This is a genomic window from Petroclostridium sp. X23 (genome assembly GCF_030013905.1).
In the GTDB taxonomy this organism is placed as follows: domain Bacteria; phylum Bacillota; class Clostridia; order SK-Y3; family SK-Y3; genus X23.
This window is the reverse complement of sequence record NZ_CP124862.1, coordinates 976,435-1,002,665: the sequence shown is the minus strand read 5'-3', so window position 1 is coordinate 1,002,665 and position 26,231 is coordinate 976,435. Positions and strand designations below refer to the sequence as shown.

Genomic DNA, 26,231 nt, shown 5'->3' with positions numbered 1-26,231 from the left:
CAACATGGAGGTGAAGTGATTGGTACGATTTTTAACGAAGAGAATTTTTATTGCTATTGTACAATTATTTGTTGTAGCATCACTAGTATTTTTATTTCTACGTTTGATGCCGGGTGATCCGGTTAAGCTTGCACTGGGAAGTGAAAAGGCAGCGGATCCGGAGATTGTTGCGGCGATGGAAAAACAGCTGGGATTGGATCAGCCTCTTTTGAAGCAGTATACTACCTATATGTCGGATCTGGCACATTTCCATTTGGGTACTTCGATTACGGATCGCAGTTCTGTAATGGAGAATATCATGCTCCGACTCCCACGTACGATTGAGATTGCATTGGTTTCAATTATAATTGCTTCAATTGTTGGAATTATTATGGGTCTGATCGCAGCATTGAAATGGAGAACATTTACAGACTTTTTTATGACAGCAATGGCAGCATTGGGAATATCACTTCCGGTTTTTGTAATGGGGACGCTTCTAATAGTGATCTTCAGTTTGACTCTGAATTGGTTTCCTGCCAGTGGATATATAGACTTTGTAAAGGACCCCATCAAACATATTCAAAGGTTAATCCTGCCATCCCTAGCCTTAGCGTTAGGTCTTGCAGCTTCAATTACCCGAATGACCCGTTCCTCCATGCTGGAGGTTGAAAGTAAGGAGTTCGTTCAAACATTGAGGGCTAAGGGGCTTCCGGAAAGAATGGTTATTTTTAAACACAGCTTTCGTAATGCGATCATTCCCATTATAACGATTATTGGCTTACAACTCGGTTCACTAATCGGTGGTACCGTATTGGTAGAATATCTGTTTAACTGGCCGGGTATTAGTACCCTGCTCGTAAAGGCTGTATCTTATAGAGATTATCCTACTGTGCAGGGTTGTATATTGGTCATTTCAGTATTTTTTATTACAGTAAATACACTGGTAGACATTCTATATGGTCTATTAGATCCAAGAGTTCGGTAGACAGTTCAATGTTAAAATATCTGGTGTAAACCGGAAACAACATTAAAAGCAGGTGCATTTTATCTGTTATGATTCTAATTGAGCTATTCTGAACAAAGCTCAATTAAATAACCATATGAGGGGGCAACATGATGTTGAAAAGATGCGTTCAAAATAGAACATTTATTATTAGTGTAATCATATTGCTGCCAATTCTCATTGTAGCATTAATTGGACCATTAGTTATTACACGAGATCCTCTGGAGATTAACGGAAGTTGTATACTTCAGCCTTATGCACCCGGGCATCCTTTAGGAACAGATAACTTTGGAAGAGATATCTTGAGTCGTCTGATTATAGGCATACGTCCTACATTGTTGGTTGCGTTGGGAGCAACTGCACTAGCATATGCAGGAGGACTATGTTTCGGCATTGTAGCCGGATATTTCGGTAAGGTCGTTGAACAGATTATCATGCGTATCATTGATATCGTTCTGTGTTTTCCCCCAATTCTTTTGGCTATGATGGTGGTGGCCTTTTGGGGTTCCGGAGTCATTAACTTGGTGGTTGCTATAGGAATTTTGTATATGCCCCATTTTGCCAGAATTGCGTATTCATCTACGTTGCAGGTGAGAAAGCTTGAGCATGTAGAGAGTGAAATATCCCTCGGAGCTACTCATTATCGTATTTTAGTTAAAAACATTTTACCTAACATTATGTCACCGATGATTATTCAAATCAGTTTAACCATTGCCGCGGCCATTCTGTTAGAGTCCGGTTTAAGCTTTTTAGGGATAGGAATTGTACCCCCAACCCCTTCGTGGGGGCAGATGATTGGCGAGGCAAAAGGGTATATAACCATTGCGCCCATGTATGCATTGTGGCCATCGCTTTGCCTGTGTGCTACGATTCTAGGGGTGAATCTTCTGGGTGACAGTCTGCGCGATATTCTCGATCCTAAAACCAAATCATAACTTGAACAAAATGGTATTACAAGTGGATACAGGAGTGTGTCCAATTATAATAAATGATCCAATAAAAAAAGGAGGAAGCATAATGAAAACAGGTGGAAAAAGTTTGATAGTCATGTTAGTTTCTGTGATGGTTTTGTTCTCCGGCTGCGGGAAAACGAATACCGGCACGACACCTTCTTCACAGGATAGCGGCAATGTCTCACAAAGCGAGAAGGGTGGAGGTATATTAAGATACGGTTTGTCAGCGGAACCTGCAATTCTTGAACCTGTCTTGGCACAGGGGATAGCAAAACGTATTATTACACAAAGCATGTATCGTGGACTGATGACATATACAAAGGATGGGGAAATAATCACCGATATTGCAGAATCTGTAGATGTTGGATCAGACAATAAAACGTATACAATTAAACTGAGAGATGTCAAATTTCACAATGGAGACACATTGACTTCAGAGGATGTAAAGTTTTCCTTTGAAAGAATTTTAAATCCGGAATATGGTGCATCTTTTCGCCATGAGTTGTCTATCATTGATAGGATGGAAACACCAGATGACAAAACAATCATTTTTGCATTAAAAGAAGAATGTGCGCCTTTTAAACACTATTTGGCACTTCCTGAATCTGCGATTTTAAGCAAGTCCTACACGGAAGCACATGACAGTAATCTTGATACGGAACCTATGGGTGCGGGTCCCTTCAAATTCGTTGAATGGAATAAGGGACAGAATATCATTGTAGAGGCTTTTCGTGACTATTATGTGGATAATAAGCCCAAAGTAGATAGGATTGAATTTTCTTTTTATGCGGACGATGATGCAAGGACAAATGCATTAAAATCCGGTGAAGTTGACCTTATCGATTATGTGCCATGGAAGGATATACCATCCCTTGAAAATGATCCTGAAATAAAACTTGACCAGCAGAATGGTCCGGTTATGATTCTTTCATTCAATACAAATGTTAAGCCGTTGGATGATCCGAAGGTACGTCAGGCTATTTCCTATGCAATTAATCGTGACAATGTTATCAACACCGCTTTTAATGGACGTGGTACACCCTGTTACGGTTTTGTTTTCAATGAAGGCTTTCTGGGATACAATTCTTCACAGACAAAGTATTTTGAATACAATATCGAAAAAGCCAAAAAACTGCTGGCTGACGCAGGATATCCAAATGGATTTTCCTGCAGACTTCTAAGTTCATCCAGTTATTCTATGCATCAGCAGACTGCAATTGCGGTACAGAGTGATTTGAAAAAGATTGGGATTGAGCTTACACTTGATCTTCCCGATTGGGCAACCCGTATGTCAAAAGTCGGTGAAAAAAATTATGACATTTTCATTAATGCGATGACTGGTGACTATTCGGATCCTGACTGGCTGTCAAACTTTATGCAGAGCGGGGCACATACCTTTAATAAATCTGCTGATTTTGCCGATGCGGAAGTGGATCGTTTATTGATGGAGGGCAGAAAAACATTAGATGAAACTCAAAGGGGCAAGATTTATGAGCAGTTAATTGACCGTTTGCTTGAATTATCACCACATGTATTTCTTAACTGGCGTGAACAAACCTCTGCGATGAGAGTAAATGTAAACGGTTTTGCTCAACGTCCGGGTTATCTTTGTTTATCTCAGAGCGGACTTATTCTTGAAGATATATCATTGAGTAAGTAAGATTTAGGATTCTTGTATCCAGCTATATAAATCAGCGGTAAATGTTGCGTTTTTATAGGTCGGCATTTACCGTAATACTTCGCTTTTTTATAGCAAGCTGTACCCGAGGAATTCTTATGAATGAAATCATTAGGAATTAAATTGCAGGTATGAACTACAACTATTGTTACTATCCGCTTGATTTTTTCTAGAAAATATGAATCGTCTAGGTTTGTGGAGCCACTGCAATATTAAAGCAGTTTAGGGTTCACAGCTTTATCATTAATATTTTATGAGAAAGGTGAGTTTGAAATGAGCTATATGATTGGTGTTGATGTTGGCGGGACATTTACTGACTTTTCGATATTTAATACTCAGAGTGAAAAGTTATTTCATTATAAGCATCCTTCCACACCTGAAGATCCTTCAATTGCAATTGTTACAGGTGTTGAAAAAATAATGCGTTTGTATAATATAAAGCCTGAGGAAGTGTCTTATCTTGCACACGGTACTACTGTTGCAACAAATGCCTTGATTGAGAAAAAGGGTTCTCGCATAGGCTTGATTACAACAGAAGGCTTTAAAGATTTGATGGAGATTGGCTGGCAAAAGAGGCCTTCGCTTTATGATTTGCTAAAATCAAAGCCTCAGCCGTTAATTCCCGCAGGATTAAAGGTTGAGGTAAAAGAAAGAGTGCGGTATGATGGCAGCATTAAGACCCCTTTGGATGAGGAAAACACATACAAAGTCGTACAATACTTGAAGAAGCAAAAGGTAGATGCAATTGCAGTTTGTACAGTTTTTTCCTTTATCAATCCTATTCATGAACGTAGGATTAGGGAAATTATAGATGAGATATGCCCGGAGGTTTATGTTTCCATTTCTAGTGATTTGATTCCGGAATTCCGAGAGTTCTCCCGTATGAGTACGACGGTGCTTAATGCGTATCTGGGGCCTGTAATGAAAAAGTATGTCAACAACTTCGAGAGATATATTAAAGAAGCCGGCATCACTGTTCATCCATATATTACACACTCTAACGGCAGTATTATTTCCATATCTGAAACCATCGATTCCCCGATCAAAACAGCCGTTTCCGGTCCGAGTGCGGGTGTTATCGGTGCCGTCTATATTGGCAAGCAGTGTGAATGCGACAAGATTATTACATTTGATATGGGGGGAACAAGTGCTGATATCAGTCTGATCGAAAACGGCGAGCCGCAGCTTTCCACAGAACGTTTAATTGAAGGTTATCCTGCAAGGATACCAATGATAGATATTGTTACAATTGGTGCAGGCGGTGGCAGTATTGCCTACATAGATGATGGGGGTGCTTTAAAAGTTGGTCCCGAAAGTGCGGGTGCGAGACCCGGTCCGGCATGCTACGGGTTAGGGGGTACACTTCCGACAGTTACCGATGCAAATATTTTGCTCGGAAAACTCAATCAAAAGAAAATTCTCGGCGGACGTATGGATGTATATATCGATAAAGCACGTACAGCTTTAAAGGAGCATATATGTGACAAGGCCAAATTAGATATTATCGAAGCTGCAAATGGTGTTATTTCTGTTGTCAACTCAGGAATGATGCGTGCGGTTCGTCTGGTATCTGTAGAACGCGGATATGATATTCGTGAATTCACGTTAATGGCCTTTGGAGGGGCCGGTCCTCTTCATTGTTGTGAGATGGCACGTGAGCTTGGAATAAGTAGCATTATCATTCCTCCATCTCCCGGAACACTTTGCTCACTCGGCCTTTTAATGGCTGACAGTAAATTTGACCTGAGTCGATCCAATATCATGATTGCCAATAAGGAAAACATAGGAGCAATGAATGAAATTTTTGTTGCTATGTTGGATGAAGGCAAAAACATGCTCATTCGAGAAAAAGTACCTGAAGATCTTAGAAGATATCAGCGTTTTGTTGATGCCCGCTATGAATATCAGAATTATGAAATTACTATTTCTCTTCCTGATTGCGAGATAACAGAGGAAATTTTGCAGGAGATAATCAGCGATTTTCATCAAGAACACGAAAAGAAGTACGGTTATTATAATGAAAAAAATAGAATTCAAATTGTTAATTACCGACTATCTGCAATCGGTATTATTGGTAAACCTAAGCAGGATGAACAGCCAATTGATACAAATTTACAAATGCCTGAGGCATTGGAGACGAGAAAAGTTTTCTATCAGGGCGAGAATGATTATATTGAGAGCAATGTTTATTTAAGACAAAATGTGAAACCTGGTTCCAGCATTAACGGACCTGCAATTGTTGAGCAAATGGATACAACCATCGTTATTCCTCCGGGATGGCATGCAAAAACGGATGGGTTTTATAATCTAAGATTATGGTATAATGGAGGTGGAAAATAATGAGTTGCCATATTGAAAAAAAGGCAGACGCCATAACCGTTGAAATCATTGGTAACCTGTTGTTGTCTATTGCAGAAGAAACAACGATGGCCATCATTAAAAGTGCTTATTCTACAAATATAAAAGAAAGACGGGATGTTTCTTCGGCGGTTGTAGACCCTTACGGGAACATGGTTGCACAAGCAGAAAATCTTGCAATTCATTTGGGTTCACTACTCACATTTGTGCAAGAACTTTATAAAAAGTTTCCAAAAGAGCAAATCAAGCCGGGTGATATGTTTGTTGGAAACGATCCATATAATGGTGGAGGAAACCACTTGCCCGATATTGTTGTTGCAGCTCCAGCATTTCAAGGATCAAAATTACTTGGATGGATTATAAATATGGCGCATCATTCAGATATTGGCGGCAAGGTTCCTGGCAGTACGTCAGGTAATGCGGTAAGTATTTTTCAGGAAGGCTTGAAGCTTCCAATTATCCGCATATGCCAGAATGGCGTGGTACTGGATAGCGTCCTTGATGTTATTATTGCAAACACCCGTGTACCAAAGGAGCGTTACGGAGATATTATTGCGCAAATTTCTGCGAACCATATTGGTATACGTAGATTGCGGGAAGCATATGAACGGTATAACGACTTGCTTCTAGACTGCATGGAGGCACTTCAGAATTATGCCGAACGCAGATTGCGTACAGCCATAAAAAACTTGAAAGACGGTGTATATATTTTTACCGATTATATGGACAGTGCAGGACCTAAATATCCGGATCCTCTTCCGATTAGTGTAAAAATTACTATCAAGGATGATTTTATGAATTTTGACTTTACCGGTACATGCGATCAAGTGGAAGCGCCAATCAACGTCCCTTACAATTCACTACTGGCAACCGTTTTTTATTCCCTGAAAGCGCTTGTAGGTCCAGACGTTCCGTCAAATGCAGGCATTTATAGAGCATTTAAGGTCTACGCGCCTCCGGGTTGTTTAGTATGTGCAACTCACCCGGCACCTGTAGGTGTTATGATTGACACTTGCCAGAGACTACCGGATGTTATATTTGGTGCACTTGCACCTGTTGTGCCTGAACGCATCATTGCCGGATGTAATGGTGCTTGTACAACAGCTGTGTTTACAGGGAGTGTGCCTAATAATCCGGATCACTTTTACATCTATCATGAAGCAATCGCTGGCGGTTCCGGGGCGAGTCGTCATGCTGATGGCTTGAGCGGCGTTCAGGTTCATATGACCAATACTTCTAATATGCCTGTTGAAGCACTGGAAATAGAATTTCCCATTATCATGGTGAAAAAGTATGGTTTGCGTAAGGATTCAGGTGGTGCGGGAGAATTCAGGGGCGGACTTGGCATACACCGGGAATTTGAAATTGTGGGAGAGGGAGTATCGTACACAGGCCTGGGGGACCGTCATAAATTTGCACCTTGGGGCTTGGAAAGTGGTCATGACGGACTAGGTGGTGCGTTCTATCACATTGAAACAGATGGCAATGAATCACGTCTGCCGTCAAAGTGTACCGGCAGGCCGGTGAAACAAGGTGATGTAATCAGGGTCTTAACACCAGGCTCGGGTGGTTATGGAGAACCTATAAAGAGACTACCTCAAAAGGTTCTCAATGATGTTGTTGATGAAAAGATATCACTCAAGAGTGCCTTAGAGGACTATAAAGTAGTGATTCATTGCGATGAAGATGATGTTTACTCCATTGATGAAGCAGAAACAGAAAAACTTCGCAAAAAGTGAACGGATTCATATATTCTGCAATGCTCCAGAATATAGATAACCAAATTTAAAGTTAAACTTTATTACAACACACTACTATAGATAGTTAATTGTAAAGTTAGAAATATTCTTACTGGAATGCCACATGGGGACAGTTCCTCAGTAGCATGAAAATCATATGCCACAGACGAACCGTCCCCAAGTAGCATTCCTACTTCCGTGCTCCAATTTTTACTTTTAGAGTTTTTTATCTATATAAAGTGAGTTTTGTAGGGGCGGACGACCCTGCAATGTTGTCAACTTAAGATACCGAATTATGGTAACTCAAATTTGCATGCTATCGCCCTATAATATTTTTTTATTGATGCGCCCATATTTAGGCTTATGCCTTGTTGGGCGCTCATATTTTCTGTTTTTCCTGGCAGGCATAACATGTTTGGTTAGCTTTTTTACAAACTTTGATATTCAAGCAAATAAAATCATTGGGAATATTACATTTGTTAAAGTCTAATAACACAAGGTACCTGCTCACGTGTGGTCGCCTAACACAAGGTACCTGTCCCCGTGTGGTGCCTGTGTTCACCTGTGTGAATTGGAAATTTTTCCTGTAAAAACCAGCATAACGACTTAATTAATATCAATGTTTGACCATTTTTCACTTTGAAATCTCTTAAATAGAATGAAGTTGAATATTATTAGGGCACAAAGCTCGGAAACCCAAACACTAATGATTCCCATACCCAGAAAGGTGACAAAAATATAGCATAATGGTACAAAAACAACCCATAGTCTAAATGAGTTTAATACCATTACAGATTTTGTATCTCCTGCTCCTCTCAGCGCACCTGATATGATGATAATAAATCCGAGAAAAGGCTGGTCAAGACCGGCAAGCAACATTGTGCTGATGGAGGCATTAATGATATCTCTATCATTAGTAAAAAAACCAATGATTTGTGAAGGGAACAGCGCGAATATCAATCCAATAAATATTCCCCATATAATTCCCAGACCACAGCTTATATATCCGGTATGCAATGCCTTTTCCTGATCCTGTTCCCCTAGGGATTTTCCAACTAATGAAGCAGCAGCAATGGAAAATCCTATTGCAGGCATGAAAGATAATGATTCTATATTCAACAAGATACGAAAGGCTGCTTCGGAAGTTGTATCTAATGATGAGATAATGACACTGACTGCTACAAAGGATACTTGCATCAGAAGTTGCTCAATACCTGCTGTATAGCTGAAGTTCCACAGCGGCTTTAAAATATCTGTTGAGGCTCTTAAATTCTTATACAACAGCTTTAAGTGATGTCTGCCGTTTAAAAGCACAAACGCATACAGCAGCACACCGATTAAACGGGAGAGGGTAGTGGAGACTGCAGCTCCATCAATACCCATATTCGGAAAAATCCAAAAGCCGGTCATCAATACATAATTGCCTATGATGTTTAGAATATTCGTAATGAGTGTGATCAGCATAGGCGTTCGCGTATCGCTTACTCCTCTTAGGCTTGCAGCAGCGGCAAAGGAGATAAACATAAAAACAAGGCTATAGGATACAATATTAAAGTAAGACGTACCCATATTCAATATTGAACGGGAGGTATCAAATATTTTCATAAACTGATGGCCGAAGGTAAGGGATAACAGCATGATGATCATTCCAATTACAATATTTAATGTCATATTTTGCCCAAGTATCTGGTTAAGCCTGGAATAATTTTTTTCGCCGTAATTTCTCGAAATCATGGCTGTTGCACCTACATTAAATGAAGAAAAAACAAAAATTATTGTAAAAAATATTTGATTGGCATATCCGGCAGCCGTCAGTGCTTCAGCACTAATAAAGTAGCTGATCATCAGTGTGTCCGCTATGCCCACTAAGGTATTTAGGCTCATTTCACCGATTGCTGGCAACGATATAGATAACACTGATTTTATTAGCTGTTTGTTCTTTTTTATATAGTTCATAATAGTTCCCCCATCAAAATTTTTAGGCTACATTTAAGAATATTGTTAAAAATTGGAGTTGTTTATATATTCCAATATGATGGAACATGCTGCAGTGACATTACATCGTAAGAGACAGTTCATAACCGTTCAGCAAAAAACATCTACGGATTTCACAAACGGAATGGTTTAGAACCGTTCCCTACAAGCCGATATTTTTATGATGTCAACACTGTTCTTAAATACAGCCAAGGTTTTATTAGATGCAAAGAATAATACGGTACATATCTATAAATGTTTACTGCTTTAATATTCTCGCACATTATTTTATTTTTGCCAAGACCATTTGAAAAGTTTATGAGATAACTGTGAAAGAAGTACTCATTTTCGGTGTAAAAGCTGTAGTAGAGAAATATAGAATGGAATACGTAATTTTGTGGTTAAAGATTTTTAGAGTTGGATTATTGGCACTGTATTCTTATAAAGGGTGAAAAAAGATATGAAGTCTTTTTATTAGAAAAACTATGACTCTGTAGAAATTATAAACTTTCAAAATATTTGTTTTGTACTACGATAATTGGGTATTAATTGTTACAACAATACTAGTTAATAAAATGAATTTAGGAATAATCCCTATAAGTTACCAGGAATGGCATACCGACAGATTATCCAGTCCAAAAACTGAAGTCGCAAGCTCACCTAAATGTTTTAGTTTAGACACTATAGTAGTTTTATAAGAATTTAGGAATTGCTATCTTATCGGGGAGTGGGCGAACGTATCAGGATAAGGATCTTCAAAATATCTATGGATCAGGTTGGATGTGTGCTAATCTACTATTTATTATAATACTTTACAAAAATAGACAATTTTCGATACTATATGGTTGGTTAGTGCTAACAATACATTGTAGTAAGGTTATAAATTGAAAATACTATTGTGCTGAAATTGGCTAGAAGAATTAAGTTGAAAAGGGAGCAGAATTGATGATGAAATCTGATGAAACTAACAAGAATTCAAAAGAAATTCAGGATATGCAGCTTAATTCTCAGATCAATCTCTTGGGTCTTCCTAATTACAATAAGCTTATCGATGCTGTTTTTCAAGCAGCTGATGTTGGCATTTGCGTTACTAATGAGAAAGGAGAGTTCATACTGTTTAACGATGCCTATGGCAGAATTTATGGGTATTCACGTGAGGAGTTAATTGGTGAAAAGTTTACTATTGTGGTGCCGGATGAAGAGAAACAAGCTGTAATGGAGAAGCATGATGATTTTATACGGGGACTACCAGAGATAGGACGAGAATGGAAAGTAAAGAGAAAAGATGGCAAAATATTGGATGTACTAGTAACTGCAGGACTACTTATAGATGAGAACCAAAAAAGATACAAGGTAACTACTATAGAGGATGTTACTGATATAAATGCAACTAGGTCTAAGTTAGATTTGATATCAAAGGCAATGTATAATTCGTCAGAAGGTATGATATTTACAGAAAGTGATTTGTCAAAGGTTATGGATGTTAATGAGGCATATGTTAATATTACTGGATATACTCTTGAAGATTTACATAACGAAAAAGGAAATATACTGAAGAATGGACTAAATAATGAGCAATTTTATATAAATATGTGGAAGAAAGTTGAACAGAATGGATTCTGGAAAGGGGAAATAGTAGGAAGACGTAAGAATAAAAAGGTATACACAGCGCTGTTAATGATCGTTGCACTTAAAGATGAAAAACAATCTGTTAAGAATTATATCGGAATACTAAATGAGAGAACAGATCAGAAAAAAAATGAAAAGCGAGTACAATTTTTATCAACTCATAGCATTCTTACCAGACTGCCTAATAGAAATATGTTTGAAGAGAGGTTAAAAAAAGAAGTTGAAAATATGCAGAGATCCAGCCGTAGTATCGCTATGCTCTATATTGATATTGATCGGTTCAGGCACATAAATGACAGCTATGGTTTCCAGTTTGGAGATAAATTTTTAAAGGTTTTTGCAGGAAAGTTGAGGATTATTTTTAAAAATGAAGCTATGCTTGCATATTTTGGAGTGGACAAGTTTGGAGTTTTGCTAAATAATGTTCTGTCTGAGCAGTATGTAGGAGCAACTGCTGAATTAGTGCGTAAGCGGATGACAGAGCCATTTATAATAGATAATAATACCATAAATATAAGTTGCAGCATAGGAATCAGTCTCTTTCCTCAGGAAAGCAAGACATATGAAGAATTACTCAAGAATTCGGAAGAAGCTATGGCGCAGGCAAAAAAACAAGGTAGGAATGTATCACAATTCTATACCCAGGAAATGAATCATACGATTGTGAGGAGACGTAGAATTGAAGTAGAATTAAACAGCTTTATTGATAGAAAAGAGGCTTATTTGGTATACCAGCCTCAGGTTGATTTGGCTACTGGTGATATCACAGGTGTGGAAGCATTAATAAGGTGGAAACACCCATTACTTGGTATGGTTTCACCGGCAGAATTCATCCCAATAGCAGAAGAGACTGGGACTATTCTTAAAATTGGTGAATGGACCATTAAAGAAGCTTGTAAGAAAATAAGAGAATGGTATGAAGATGAGATAAATTTGGTAGTATCTGTAAATATAAGTTCATATCAAATCAAACAAGATAATATAGTTGATAAGATTATGCAGATTGTTACAGAAGCTGGCATAAAACCAAGTTCTTTAGAGCTGGAGCTTACAGAAAGCGCTATTGTTGTTGATATTGAAAAATGCATTGATAAAATACTCCAGTTTAAAAAACTTGGAATCAGAGTTGATATAGATGATTTTGGAACGGGATATTCTTCATTAAATTACTTAAGAAAACTGCCTCTATATAAGTTGAAAATAGATAAATCCTTCATCGTTGATTTCAATAAAGATTTTGACAGTATGATCGTTACCAAAACGATTATTGATATGGCTCATAACCTTAGGTATAAAGTCATTGCTGAAGGTGTAGAGACAGTGGAGCAAGTAAAATTCTTAAGAGACAACGGGTGTGATGAATTACAGGGATATTTTTTTAGTAAACCATTATTACCTGAAGACTTTAAAAAGTTCTGGTTTCAGAAACCTAAACTAAACGGCTAACAGAAATAAGATATCTATTGATCTAATAATATGTATTTTATGGTTTTAACTATGAAATAATTGGTGTATATGAAGATATAAACCATTTTATAATATATAACAGGAGGGTCTATATGATAAGTTTAATGTTTTGTTATCAATGTGCCTTAGCATTATCAGAAGCATTTGACTTTGAGGTAAATGATTTGCCGCTTTCATTGGTATTATCTTGGTATGAACAAAAGGCTGTATGTATCTTGATTACCCTATTATCTTTAGGAATCAAGAATATATATCTTGGACCATCGCTCCCTGCCTTTATATCTCCTAATGTACTCCAGGTTCTTATTGATAAATTTAATATAAAACCAATCTCCAATCCTGAAGCAGATTTAGCGGAAATCTTAGGATAAGCAGGAAGGAGAAAATGAAATGAGGGCATATGTCGATAAGGATACATGTATAGGATGTACATTGTGCACAACAATCTGTCCTGAAATATTCAGTATGGATGAAGACGGAAAGTCAAAAGCAAAAGATATTGAAATACCGAAAGATATCATTGATAGTGCTAAAGGCGCTGAAATGCAATGTCCGGTAAGTGCGATCACTATTCAATAATTTATGGACAATCAAGCTCATCTACCTTATATCAGACATGGGAAAGCTGTCAATATTGACGGCTTTCGTGTATGTTTTTACTTTTAAATTGTTTTCAAGAGGTTAATCAATCACTGCTTATAACATTTCTGGAATAGGAAAAAGAACGAGTAATTTAAAAGATTGTGTGAAAAATTAATAAATATCATAACGAAGTTAAGTGCAGAAAAACGAGGAGGAGATTAAATGAGTGAAAGTAATTATAGGACAATACGTAAAATTATAACAGGAAAAAATGCAGTAGATGGTGCAGGAGTAAAACTTGTAAGAGTTTTTGGATATGATGATACGAAGGATTTTGATCCTTTTCTGATGTTAGATGCTTTTGATTCCTTAAATCCGGATGATTATGTTAAAGGTTTTCCCTGGCACCCCCATAGAGGAATTGAAACCATCACATATCTGATAAATGGGAATATTGAACATGGGGATAGCCTTGGAAATAAAGGTAGTATTTTAGATGGGGAATGTCAATGGATGACTGCAGGATCAGGGATTATTCATCAGGAAATGCCAGTTGCTAGTACAAGAATGCTTGGTGTCCAATTATGGTTAAATCTACCTGCTAGAGAAAAAATGGCTGCACCAAAGTACAGATCTATTTCAAAGGAAGATATTCCTATAATAGATGAAGATGGTGTAAAGATTCACATTATTGCTGGAAATTACAATGGCGAGAAAGGTGCGGTAGAAGGGGATTACGTTAAAGCGCTTTATTTGGATGTGGAGTTAGATCCCGGATCAGGATGGTATATAGATACGGAAAGTGATAATACACTATTTATTTATGTACTTCAGGGTGAAGCTTTTTTTAATCATGATGATAGTACACTCATCTCAGAAAAGCACGCAGTATTATTTAATGAAGGAAATAAATTCAAAGTAAGAGCATCGAATAAAGGTATAAGATTTTTGCTATTATCGGGGAAACCTCTTAAGGAGCCTATAGCCTGGGGCGGACCTATTGTTATGAATACTAGAGAAGAATTGGATTTGGCTTTCAGAGAGCTTGAAGAGAATAAATTCATCAAGTAAAACCTCCTTGTATCGTAGAAATGTTTCAAGTGTTCTCGTTGAAAAATATTCATTGAAAAAAGTTTAAAGATTGTGTTTTACTTAAAAAAAGGGGTATATATTATCTATTAGATAATTCTATAGCACTAGAAAAATAGGACTAAGGTCCTATTTTTGAGTAAAAAGCTTTAAACAATTTCATGAAGATTTGGGGGGAATACATATGTTACATGGCTGTTTGGAAAATACCTTTCAAGAAGATATTTTATGTGAAATTGAGGAATTAAATATAATGATCAATCGAATTAAAAAAGAAAAAATAAGTGAGGAAAACATTTTTTTATGGCAAGTTTTCGATAGCAAGCTCAATGAAAGAGTTAAAGAATATTTGTCGATTAAACAAGTAGAGTCGAATAATAACTAGATAAAGAAGACCTAAGATATGGCAGTGAGAATAGAGAAAACAAATTTATAAGAATATGTATTTTTTATATAAGATTATAAGTGAATTTATATCAGCATAATGAACAAACGTTTTATGTGTACAATCGTATAATGCTTCATTAGTATCAGCAGGGGAACATATCAAGATGATGAAAAAATATCCTTTTTTAATGATCGATGGGGAAATAGTTAAATCTTCATTTTACAAAAAAAGTAAAAAATCATTAGTGCTTCCTTCATTATGCATTCAAGAGGACATATAATATATCGTGTATGGGAAAATGTCTGTTTACTAGTTTCAAGCAACAGTATAGTTTGATAAGTATAGACTTCAGATGTAAAACTCTTGGTCCTATATGGGGGTACTATCGTCATATTTACCGGGTGTGCCGGAATAGGCCGTTTGGGTAACAGAGAAATTAATTACAACTAAATTCATCAAAATAATGCAGTTTTATAATTGCATATTGGTGGTAAGTGTATATCAATAAGATATATGTCTTACGATGGTCATAAGAGAAAATTTGATGTAGACAAATACATAAGAAGGATTGCTTTACTATAGCGATCTTTCATTCAGGAAGGTGAAATCTTTGGATAAACAGACGGTTATTATCAATGAACGGATAGCTATCGGGATTAGTGCTTGCTGTATGGGGTGTCCTGTCAGGTATAATGGAAAAGGATGGGATATGTTAAAAATCATAGGAAGAGAAAAAAGTGACTTCAAGTGGTGTCCGGTATGTCCTGAGAGCATGGCAGGCCTTGGCGTTCCTAGAGAGCCTATTCATATTGCTGGGGCAGAGGGGTCAAAGATCTGGACGGAAGAGGCGGAAGTGAAAAATCGTAAGGGAGAAAATGTAACAGCGCAAATTAAAGAAGGTACTTTAGTATGTTTGGAAGCATTAAATAGAGCAAATGCCAGTGCTTATGTTTATATGGAAGGCAGCCCCTCCTGTGGAGTGTACCGAACGACTTTAAAGAAGCAAAAGAGAGGAAATCCACCAGGGATTTTAGGATCCTTGCTTTTGAAATACGGTTTTTTCCTTATTCCAGCCTCTGATCTGCAGAGTCCATTAAAGTGGTGGGATTGGAGAAGACGACTTCTTGCATTTACTTGGGTAAAAGGGATAAAGATTGAGAATAAGAGTGACCTATATTCAATATGGTATAAATTAAAGTTTCTTTGTCAAGAGTTGGATGAGCCATGGGCAAGAAAAATGGGGAGGAAACTGGCCGATTTGAGAGAAGACCAGTTTGGAAAATTTATAGAAGATTTTCGACAAGAAGTTATGGAAGTTTTTCGAAAGCCATCAACTACTAGAAAAATTACAAATAGTCTCTGGAAAAATTACTCACACTACAGAAAAGTCAGTGGAAAAACGGTTGCAGAGATTAATTCCCCAGAATTCAAAAGGAATATTACTTCCATAGCGAAAGAATTAATTAAAATGGAACGTACGGCGATAGATGATAAAATTTTATTCGGGACTTCACCGGTGCTTTATCGAGAAGAAAGGAAAGAAAATGCATAGGAAAGGTAAGAGATATGAAAAATATTATTAGGATTTTAATACTGGTTCTTATGATTATGGTAATTGGTATTATAGGTTATACTATTGTTTTTGAAAAGGATATTATGAAGATGCGTACAGTTAAACCGTACAGCTCAATAGAAATAAGTAATAAAATAGCGGAAATATCTGAATTAGCAACTTATAAATATGAGTATGCAGATGTGATAATCAGTAAAACGAGAAATGAAAAATTTGGAGTTAATTTACCATTTTCTGAAACAATTAAACTAATAAAATACCAAGGTTATATTAAAGTTGGAACAGATTTCAGTAAAATTCAATTAAGTGTCGATGATGACACAAAAACTATGAGGGTGAAGATTCCTAAATCACATGTTATTGATAATGTTGTAGATACAGAGCAGACGACTGTTGAAGATATTAAGGGAGAAATTCTATCTGAATATCCAACTCAATATATCTTCGATGAAATAAACATAGCTAAGAATGCGTTAAAGAATAAGGTATTAAAAGACGGCTTATTAGAAGAATCAGATAAACGATTAATATTAATTTTACAATCTTTTCTTAAAAGTTATGGATATGAAAAAATTGAGTTTGATTTATACTAACTTGAGTTGTATACTAAATTGTAGATAAGTGTAATTTTTAGTGGATAATATTTTGAAATTTCTGCAGATGATATTAGATGCACATTTTACACTCCCACCGTCGTCGAAGAGAACAATAAGGTTTCCTGGCGAAAACAATGTAGGGCCGTGCTTCGTGAAGTGTATGAGGATATTCTTTTCTTCCTTTCAATATATGAACTACACCCCATACTAATTATATCTCTGTTTTTTCTCCTTTAAAGATGTCACTAGCTGATGCTACATGTTCTACAGCAAAAGTGAAAGTGGATATATAAAAATTTAATGCTATATTAGTTAGTCCTACCTACGATATAGGAGGTATAGCTTTATGTATGAAAAATTACAATTAAGCAGGGAGATTGAACAGCTGAGAACTGAGTTGAATCTTATAGCAAAAAATAGAAGCTCATTGACTACTAGAGAGATATTAGAACTAAGCAGAAGATTAGACGAAGTCATCAACCAATATAACCGAGCTAGTATTCAGAAGGACTATCTCAGAGAGTAATAAACAGAGCCAAAGTTCTGATTATATTTGGGGTATTTTTATTGTAAGTGATGATTATGAAAGATAAGTATCTTCAGCCCTTTATGAATTGCTGGATATTACTATCCTAAGAATGGATGTGATTAAATGGACGAAAAAATGAATATAGAAAAGGGAATGATGAATAAAACAAGAAGTTCATTGAGAGCTTTGATTAGTATTTCGTTTATTGTTCTTATGATTATAACAGTCAGCAGTATATGCTACATTATTTTTTCTCATTGGAAAGACTCCATTGATAATACTATCAAGGGAATGCAACAAGAAGCAAATGAAGATATTTTAGATAGTATAGAATACTTTGTAAATATTCCTTTATACATTAATAAAATGAATTATAATATGATTCAGAGTGGAATTATAGACATGGATAATCACAAAGAGCGTGAAATATTTCTTGCTAGTATAATTCAATCAAGCAGTGAAGAAGTCTACAGCTTTAGTTATGGTACAGAAGAGGGAGAATATTACGGAGCACGAAGAAATAAAGCAAATGAAATTGAGGTATATCGAAGTGATGAAGAAACGAATGGACATTCCCGCTATTATGCTGTAACAAATGATCTGACTGCGGGAGAGTTTGTAGAGGATTTTGGAAAGTTTGATCCCCGCACAAGGGATTGGTATAGCATTGCGAAAGAGCAAGCGAAGCCGATATTCTCTCCTATTTATAAACACTTTGTAAAGAGAGATTTGGCCCTGTCAGCATCCTATCCTATTTTTAATAGTGAAGATATCCTAGAAGGTGTGTTGGGAACGCATATCACTTTGTCTAGAATAAATCATTATTTAAAGGAAATTGTCAAAGAGAAAAAGGCTATTGCTTATATTATTGAAGAAAAGTCAGGTTTGTTGATTGGAAACTCTGTTGGAGAGTCTAATTTCGAAGTGATTACAGATAAAGACTTTAGAAGGATTGGCATTCAAGAAGTTGAAAATAAAGCAGTCATTGAGGCCTATGAAAAGTATAAAGCGCAGCTAGGCAATCAGTACACTATAAACATAAATAACAATAATTTCCACATTAAATTAACAAGTTATAAAAAAGAAGGGTTGGATTGGCTGATTATCACTGCCATCCCTGAAAATGAGTTCACTGCTGAGTTAAATAAAAATATTCTTATTGCAGTATTGTTATCTATTCTAGCGCTTCTTGTATCTATAGTGATATATATGAAAAATACAGCAATGGTTCTTAAGCCAATAGACCACTTGATGTGTGTTACAGAAAAGTTTTCAAAAGGAGATTGGAAGCAAAGAGCAGAGGTTTTCAGAAATGATGAAATTGGAAAACTAGCCAAGAGATTTAATCATATGGCTGAAGAGTTATATGTCCACGTAAACAATCTTGAAGAAAAAGTAAGAGAAAGGACAGCAGAAATAGAAAAAAAGAATGCTGAATTAAACATTGCGAGAATAGATGCTGAAAAGGCAAATCGTGCAAAAAGCGAATTTCTTGCTAACATGAGTCATGAGATTAGAACACCTATGAATGGCATTTTGGGCTTTATACAGCTGCTTGAAAGAACAGAGCTAAATAATGAACAAGTTGAATTTATTAGAAATATTAAGAACTCGACTGATATTTTACTCACTTTGCTTAATGATATTCTTGATATCTCAAAAATTGAAGCAGGTAAGATGGAGCTTGAAAATATTCCATTTAATGTACGTTCTGTAATTGAATCAGCTGTAGTCGCTTATGATGCGAAAGCAAGGAAAAAAGGCATTGAACTTAATATGCTTATTCATTCGGATATTCCCCAATGTGTATCGGGAGATCCGACAAAACTACGTCAAGTTTTTACGAATCTCATAAGTAATTCAACAAAGTTTACAAATAGAGGAGAGGTGTTTGTTGAGGTTTCTTTAGCTAACCAAACAGATACAACTGTGGAAATATTGTGTACCGTAAGGGATACCGGTATTGGTATGACTGAACAGGAAATAAATAGAATTTTCAGCCCATTTGTACAAGCGGATTCATCTTCTACAAGAAGATATGGAGGGACTGGACTAGGACTTGCAATCTCTCGTAATATTGTAGAACTGATGAATGGAGAAATAAAAGTTATGAGTGAAAAAGGTAAAGGTACTACCTTTTATTTTACCGTCATATTGAATATAATAGATAGTGAGTCATATCTTATCTTGCCGGACTATTCGGTGTTTAAAGGAAAGAGAATATTGATTGTAGATGACTATACAATGAATCGAAAGATAGCAAAATATTACCTTGAGGAGGTAGGTTGCATAGTTGATGAAGCAGAAACTGTAGTTGATGCGATAAATAAGATTGTAAGGGCTAAACGGAAGTTGTTGTACCATAGCATATTAGTTGATTATCAAATGCCTGGTATGACAGGGTTTGATTTAGCTGATGCAATTCAGGAGATAGTTAGTATAAATAAGATGCCATTATTATTAATAACTTCAATTGATCAAGTTACAGCTTCAAAACAAGCAAAAGAGAAGGGGTTCTCAGGTATTGTTTTAAAGCCCTATAAGAGAGATGAACTACTAGACTGTGTGTCAATGGTCTTAAACGGAAAAGAATCTGATAAAAGCACTAAGAATAATTTTGCTACAATACATCATGCAGATGAGGCTAATTATAATAATAAGCGTAAAATACTATTAGTAGAAGACAATGAAATAAATAGAGAGTTGTTTATTAAAATGATCAAGATGGAAGGCCTTAGTTGCGATGTTGCAGTAAATGGTGAAGAAGCTGTGAGGGCTTGCCTGAATAACAATTATGATGTTATTTTTATGGATTGCCAAATGCCGATCATGGATGGGTATGAGGCGACAAGACAGATTCGAAAAACAGAAAGTGATACAAAGCATACATTTATTGTAGCAATGACGGCTGATATAATGAAGGGAACTGCAAAAAAGTGCTTCGAGGCAGGGATGGATGATTATTTAAGTAAACCTATTAATATTTCGCAAATAGTAAATATCCTTGAAAAATATGATCAAGCCTCAAATAATAAGCATGATAACGAGGGGGAAGTTGGAAATTTTTTTAAAACTGTAGATGTTCTGATGGAAGAGTCAGGATTAGATAAGGAAGCCTGTGTAGAACTATTAGAAATGTTTCTTGGACATGCGGAGAAATTAATTCAGGACATTAAAACTTACACTGCGCAAAATGATTTTGAAAAAGCAGGTATGCTTTTGCATCAATTAAAAGGATCTGCAGGCAATGTAAGGGTCAAAGACGCAGCAAAATGTGCATTAGAAGCTGAGGAAGCCGCCAAAACCGGTAATGCTGAAGAACTCAGCAATTTAACAGATTACTTGAAAGAATTGATAAGTTCTCTAAACCATCAAAATAGAGGAGGGCGTTGAATGTATGATAGGAAATATTATGATTATTGATGACTCTTCTATAGATAGACAAGTCATCCGACATGTTCTTAAAAAAAGACTGGATGATATAAAACTGTTTGAGGCTGAAAACGGGCTAGATATTAATGAAAGGCTTGTACTAAACGAGATACATATGTGTATTTTAGATATCATGATGCCGGGAGAAGACGGATTTCAAGTGTTAAAGAAAATAAAAGAAGATCCCAGCGTGATGGATATTCCTATTATCGTTTGTACAGGTATCAAAGATAAGAAAGCAATTGAAGTGGCTTTAACCCTTGGTGCATACGACTATTTTTCAAAACCTCTTAGCGAAGAGGCCATGAAGATATCTTTGCCTTTAAAGGCAAAAAATGCAATAGAACTGATGAAAAGAAAAGAAGAAATCATTTATTTAAGTTATCATGATAAGTTGACCGGTCTTTATAATAGAAGATTCTGTGAAGAAGAAATGCAGAGATTGGATCACGGTAGGGACTGTCCCATTTCTTTAATCGTAGCGGATGTGAATGGGTTGAAACTTACAAACGATGCTTTCGGACATGAAGCAGGGGATAAGTTACTTGTAACGATAGCAAATATCATAAAAAATGAATGCAGAAAAGGTGAAATTGCAGCTCGGACAGGAGGAGATGAATTTCTAATTATATTACCAAGAGTAGGATTGACGGATACTGAGAAAATTGTTGAGCGAATCAGAGATAGGTGTGAAAATGAGAAAGGTGCTCCTATAAAACTAAGTGTATCCATGGGTGCTGCAACAAAAGAGAATGCGCATCAAGATATAATGGATATCTATAAAATTGCGGAAGATAGAATGTATAGTACAAAACTGATGGAGAGCAGGAGTATAAGAAGTTCTATTATATCTTCTCTTAGAAAAACGCTCAGTGAACGTAATCACGAAACGCAAGAGCATAGTGACCGACTGACAACACTATCCTATAAACTTGGAAAAGAACTTGGTCTATCTATCGATCATATTAATAATTTGCAGCTTCTTGCGTTGCTGCATGACATTGGCATTACAGCTATTCCTGATGATATTCTAAGTAAAAATGGGGATCTTACAGAGAAAGAATGGAAAATCATGCAAAACCACAGTGAAATTGGGTATAGAATTGTAAGCGCATCCCAAGATTTAGCACATATTGCTGATGATATACTACATCATCATGAGAGATGGGATGGAAATGGATACCCCCAAGGGCTGAAAGGAGAAAGTATCCCATTAAATTCACGTATTATTTCTGTTTTGGATGCTTATGATTGTGGAGTTTATGGAAGTTTTTATCAAAAACCGCAGGGGAAGAAGAATACAATAGAATTTATAAAAGGACAAGCCGGCAGATGCTTCGATCCGAAAATCGTTACAGCCTTTTTAAAAATAATAGAAGAGTAAAGTTTAGTGAGAAAAAGTAAGATACTTCATCTGAAGTACGGCTTAATCTAGAATATTTAACGATTGAAATTACAGAAAGCAGTATTATGAAGACCTTTGAAAACCATATAGCTTTAAATATATTAATATTAATGGCTAAGTTTGCTCAATTTCACACATAAAAAGGAGCAAATTTGGCCATTATAAGGACATAGTATTATAGTAGCAACAGTTATAATTCTGTTCAATTCAATATACAGATACTATTTACACGCGCTCACTTATGGCCATTGAAACAGTGACTGCCCTCACAATTTCTTGTTTTTCTTAACTAATCTCTTACATAAATCCTTCTTTTTAAACTTACAAAATATAACGTGGCAAACTGCCACGTTTAATAAACTAAATACACTGTATGATGGTTATTGTTAAAATTTATTTTGTTGACATAATACTATAGCATAATTATATAATAAAATTAAATGTGAATAAAGTGGTTTGTTAATCTGGAAATATATTGTAAATTACAAGATATTTCCTCAACACGATATAAGGAGAGAGAATTAAGTTTTATGAATTTAATAAAGAGGATTTTGAATTTTAAGGATTTAGTAAAAGCTAAAGAGAAATTATTTAAAGGGAAATTACTAAAGCGGTTTAATATTTTCAATAAAGAAAAGGGCGAGAAAGTATATGTTGCATTCATAACTTTGTTACAAAGAAAACATAAGTCTAAGTCGAAAAATGAATTGATAACTGTGAATACACAAGAAGAGGCTGATAACATAGTTAAGAGTAATGGAACAGAAGCGATATTGATGCCTAACTTAACCGATTATTCAGCTTTAAAAGGCAGACGTATTTTGGTAATCGCAGATAGTCCTATGAACCGTTATACAGCAAAAACATATCTTGAAGAAGTTGGCTGTATTGTCAGAGAGGCAGAAAGCATAACAGATGCGCTAGAGAAACTTGTCAGCAAAGGCTATGGACACTTATACGATGCAATTTTAACTGATGATCAAGTTCATGGGATGACAGCATTTGAGTTCCTAGATGCTGTGAAAGGGATATTTTCCATAAAGAACATTCCCATCATCATTATGGTATCCGTAATTGGGAGTATATCCCTACAACACTCAATAATAAAGGGGTTTGACGGATATATTACAAAGCCTTACAGACGAAATGATTTTCTTGATGGTGTTGCGAGGCTTTTTGATGAAAAACAAGTTGATATAACACAAGAAAGGGAAGTAGGAATAAAGCAATCTAGTGATAACAATTCGATTAAGATACTACTGGTTGAGGATAACGAGATAAACAGAGATTTTTTTGTCCAACTGCTGACACGAATAGGTCTAAGTTGTGATGTCGCGGTAAATGGAGAAGAAGCAGTTAAGGCATATAAAAATGATAATAATTATGACATTATTTTTATGGATTGTGAAATGCCGGTAATGAATGGATATGAAGCGACAAGTAGAATTCGAGCGGAAGAAGAGGGTGAAAAGCATACAGTAATTATAGCTGTTACAGGAAATGCAATGAAAGATGATATGGAAAGGTGTCTGATAGCCGGCATGGATGATTATATCAGTAAGCCGTTTAATGTAGAGCAAGTGCTGAAAAAAATACAAAAGTATGAAAATACAATATAATACCGGTCAGCAGCAAAGGGTAGCAATTGCACGAGCTCTAATGAATGATTCACCTCTTATTCTAGCAGATGAACCCACAGGCAACCTTGATTCAGAATCGACAGAACAGGCGTACTCACTTTTGCGAAACATCAATCGACATAAGGGGACTACTTTTGTTATTGTAAACCACGATATGCACATTGCTGCTAAATCTGACAGAATTATAGAAATTCTTGATGGACAGATTAAACGTGATTTTATGATAGAAAAAAATAGACGGGAAGTATGGAACAATATTTCACCGTGCAATTGTTTCCTAAAACGTGAGGAATAAAAAAGGATATAGCATATATCCTTTTTTATTAAATATGATTCAAGTATTTTTGATTAAAGCCATTGACAACAAATAAACTTGTTGATATTTGTTCTTTTTATGAAGGATAAAACCTCATGAGCTAAATAATACGAATTTTTTTAATGATAACTTCCTGAATGTAGGCACTGTTCGAAATATAGCTATCTATGATTAGGTTTGGATATGCCAATAGTTCTTCTCCACTGAGTTTAAGCTCAAAATCTCTTTTCAGGCTCTGGAATTCTTGTTCCTTCTTTATTGGACATTCAATTACTATCAGCACTTTTTTTGAATCTTCTGATAGTATAATGTTTAATTTTCTGAGTTTTGAGTCTTGTACAGCTTCAATCGCATTGTCTAAGAACAAGCCTATGACTTCACAGAGCTTTAATATTGGGATGCCAATATTCTCTAGTTTAACATCTTCAATAATCACCAGAGAAATATCGGTCTCCGTAGATTCGGCATGTTTCATTTTTGAGCTCAGCAATGACCGCAGAAACACATCTTTTACTGATTGAAGTTTCAATAAAGAGCTTCCATGTAGTATTTTACTTTTAGATATAATCTCTTTTAAATAAGCTTGAGCACCTATAAGGTTGCCTGTATCAAGATAACCTGAGAGTCCTTGAAGCAAATTTAGGTAAGTATGTCTTATCTTTCTGAGTTCAGACACCAGTTCTTCGATATTAAAAATATAACTCTGAAGCTGCTCAGTGCTCTGCAAAAGTGATTGTTCCTTTTCAAATTTTTCAGTGATATCGTTAGCGATGACAACAGCATATTGTTGATTGTCAAAAAGAATAGGAACAGCAGCAGCTTCAATGATTTTTGGCTCATTATCAAAGTTGTATATCTTAGCTTGTTTGAATTTAATTGATTTATTATGTACTAAGACCTCTTTTAAATCTTGTTTGACACGTTCATGAAAAGTTTTATCGATAAAAGTCATTGCATCCAAGCCATGAATATCATAAGAACTTGGTACACCAATCAGATCTAAGCCTGCCTTGTTTGAATAATGAAACTTTTCATTATGGATTAGGTAAAATCCTATTGGAAGAATCTCAAGTAATTGTTCATATTTTTTTCTACTGGACTGCAATTCGTTTTCATAGGTTTTCTGACTTGTTATATCCCTGATGAAGGTTACGAAAAACATTGGCTTACCTTCTGAGTCTTGAAATATAGTGCAATCAATATATACCCACACAATTGAGCCGTCCTTTTTAATATACCTTTTTTCCATATCAAAAGATGCAAATTTATTTAATATAATCCGCTGACAGTTATCCCAATCTTTTTTAAAATCATCAGGGTGTGTAATATCTTTAATTTTCAAGCGAAGCAGTTCTTCTTCGGAATATCCTAACAATCTGCAAAATGCAGGTGGGGCTGTCATAAGATTACCTTCAAGGGAGGCAAGTACAATCATGGTATTAGAAATTTTTTGTAATCTTTCTAAATTATGTTTAAGGATCCGGAGTTTTCTAAGCTGCTTTTCACAATTATGCTTTATGAGATAAACAGTTATAATAGCACAGAAAAGAAGTATACATCCGTAAAAAAAGAAAAAAATCATTTGTTGTGTATTTATAAAGTAATTTTTATGAGACACTAAAGTGTAGAATGTAAAAATCAAGAATATTACACTTACGAAAATACCGGTTATGAGATTTCCTTTCATCATTAGAAGCAGTGTGAATAGAAAATAAACATTTAACACCGCTAAGTTGTCATCTGCTATAATGTTAGTCGCTCTTAAGATTTCCGCAATTAATGAGGCGGTAACCATATACAATATAGAGCTGACGGAATTAAAGGGAATCTTAGAAATCATCCTTCTTATTGAATAAAAATATTTTTCTAATATACATAGCAATCCTTCTTTTGGTTTGAAC

The 26,231-nt window shown here is 35.8% G+C and carries 18 protein-coding genes and 1 pseudogene; 17 read left to right on the top strand and 2 right to left on the bottom strand.

The genetic code is table 11. The features are described from left to right. Window positions 1–19: 19 nt before the first annotated feature. The 5 genes from QKW49_RS05030 to QKW49_RS05010 all read left to right on the top strand — a co-directional run bounded on the left by QKW49_RS05030 (window position 20) and on the right by QKW49_RS05010 (window position 7,710). Window positions 20–964 (top strand): ABC transporter permease, encoded by a 945-nt coding sequence (locus QKW49_RS05030; protein ID WP_282866467.1) that lies wholly within the window; start codon window positions 20–22, stop codon window positions 962–964. Between the two features lie 128 nt (window positions 965–1,092). Beyond that, on the top strand, window positions 1,093–1,917 hold the full coding sequence (locus tag QKW49_RS05025; protein ID WP_282866466.1) for an ABC transporter permease: 825 nt from the start codon (window positions 1,093–1,095) through the stop codon (window positions 1,915–1,917). Between the two features lie 82 nt (window positions 1,918–1,999). Beyond that, window positions 2,000–3,595: an ABC transporter substrate-binding protein gene (locus QKW49_RS05020; RefSeq protein ID WP_282866465.1), complete on the top strand. Its 1,596-nt coding sequence runs from the start codon at window positions 2,000–2,002 to the stop codon at window positions 3,593–3,595. A 291-nt stretch (window positions 3,596–3,886) separates the two neighbouring features. Continuing rightward, on the top strand, window positions 3,887–5,953 hold the full coding sequence (locus tag QKW49_RS05015; protein ID WP_282866464.1) for a hydantoinase/oxoprolinase family protein: 2,067 nt from the start codon (window positions 3,887–3,889) through the stop codon (window positions 5,951–5,953). After that, on the top strand, window positions 5,953–7,710 hold the full coding sequence (locus QKW49_RS05010; protein WP_282866463.1) for a hydantoinase B/oxoprolinase family protein: 1,758 nt from the start codon (window positions 5,953–5,955) through the stop codon (window positions 7,708–7,710). The genes QKW49_RS05015 and QKW49_RS05010 overlap by 1 nt, the downstream gene beginning before the upstream one ends. Window positions 7,711–8,316: 606 nt before the next feature. On the opposite strand, the gene QKW49_RS05005 is transcribed toward QKW49_RS05010, so the two are convergent. Further along, the gene (locus QKW49_RS05005; RefSeq protein ID WP_282866462.1) at window positions 8,317–9,666 is read right to left on the bottom strand and encodes an MATE family efflux transporter; all 1,350 of its coding nucleotides are present in this window, start codon (window positions 9,664–9,666) and stop codon (window positions 8,317–8,319) included. 963 nt (window positions 9,667–10,629) lie between these two features. Here QKW49_RS05005 and QKW49_RS05000 point away from each other — a divergent pair. The 12 genes and pseudogenes from QKW49_RS05000 (at window position 10,630) to QKW49_RS04945 (ending at window position 24,309) form a co-directional block, all read left to right on the top strand. Next, complete coding sequence (locus QKW49_RS05000; protein ID WP_282866461.1) at window positions 10,630–12,759, top strand: EAL domain-containing protein; 2,130 nt, start codon at window positions 10,630–10,632, stop codon at window positions 12,757–12,759. Between the two features lie 143 nt (window positions 12,760–12,902). Further along, window positions 12,903–13,151 (top strand): annotated as a pseudogene (locus QKW49_RS04995) (hydroxylamine reductase); the annotation flags it as partial. A 19-nt stretch (window positions 13,152–13,170) separates the two neighbouring features. Continuing rightward, entirely contained in the window at window positions 13,171–13,359 is a 189-nt protein-coding gene (locus QKW49_RS04990) for a ferredoxin (protein ID WP_282866460.1), read from the top strand. Window positions 13,360–13,584: 225 nt separating this feature from the next. Then, a complete protein-coding gene (locus QKW49_RS04985) occupies window positions 13,585–14,433 on the top strand; it encodes a pirin family protein (RefSeq protein WP_282866459.1) in 849 nt (282 codons plus the stop codon). Window positions 14,434–14,635: 202 nt separating this feature from the next. Beyond that, window positions 14,636–14,836 (top strand): hypothetical protein, encoded by a 201-nt coding sequence (locus QKW49_RS04980; protein ID WP_282866458.1) that lies wholly within the window; start codon window positions 14,636–14,638, stop codon window positions 14,834–14,836. A gap of 613 nt (window positions 14,837–15,449) precedes the next feature. After that, window positions 15,450–16,391, top strand: coding sequence for a DUF523 and DUF1722 domain-containing protein (locus QKW49_RS04975; protein ID WP_282866457.1), 942 nt, complete (start codon window positions 15,450–15,452; stop codon window positions 16,389–16,391). 14 nt (window positions 16,392–16,405) lie between these two features. Continuing rightward, on the top strand, window positions 16,406–17,005 hold the full coding sequence (locus tag QKW49_RS04970; protein ID WP_282866456.1) for a DUF4230 domain-containing protein: 600 nt from the start codon (window positions 16,406–16,408) through the stop codon (window positions 17,003–17,005). 349 nt (window positions 17,006–17,354) lie between these two features. Next, window positions 17,355–17,534 carry an aspartyl-phosphate phosphatase Spo0E family protein gene (locus QKW49_RS04965; protein ID WP_282866455.1) on the top strand — a complete coding sequence of 60 codons (180 nt, stop codon included), beginning with the start codon at window positions 17,355–17,357 and terminating at the stop codon, window positions 17,532–17,534. A gap of 126 nt (window positions 17,535–17,660) precedes the next feature. After that, a complete protein-coding gene (locus tag QKW49_RS04960) occupies window positions 17,661–20,930 on the top strand; it encodes a response regulator (RefSeq protein ID WP_282866454.1) in 3,270 nt (1,089 codons plus the stop codon). Between the two features lie 4 nt (window positions 20,931–20,934). Further along, window positions 20,935–22,353: an HD domain-containing phosphohydrolase gene (locus QKW49_RS04955; RefSeq protein ID WP_282866453.1), complete on the top strand. Its 1,419-nt coding sequence runs from the start codon at window positions 20,935–20,937 to the stop codon at window positions 22,351–22,353. Window positions 22,354–22,904: 551 nt separating this feature from the next. Next, window positions 22,905–23,993 (top strand): response regulator, encoded by a 1,089-nt coding sequence (locus QKW49_RS04950; protein ID WP_349239080.1) that lies wholly within the window; start codon window positions 22,905–22,907, stop codon window positions 23,991–23,993. Beyond that, window positions 23,977–24,309 (top strand): ATP-binding cassette domain-containing protein, encoded by a 333-nt coding sequence (locus tag QKW49_RS04945; RefSeq protein ID WP_349239078.1) that lies wholly within the window; start codon window positions 23,977–23,979, stop codon window positions 24,307–24,309. The genes QKW49_RS04950 and QKW49_RS04945 overlap by 17 nt, the downstream gene beginning before the upstream one ends. Before the next feature lie 121 nt (window positions 24,310–24,430). Here QKW49_RS04945 and QKW49_RS04940 read toward each other — a convergent pair whose 3' ends face one another. Next, complete coding sequence (locus tag QKW49_RS04940) at window positions 24,431–26,170, bottom strand: PAS domain S-box protein (protein WP_282866452.1); 1,740 nt, start codon at window positions 26,168–26,170, stop codon at window positions 24,431–24,433. Window positions 26,171–26,231 lie beyond the last annotated feature (61 nt).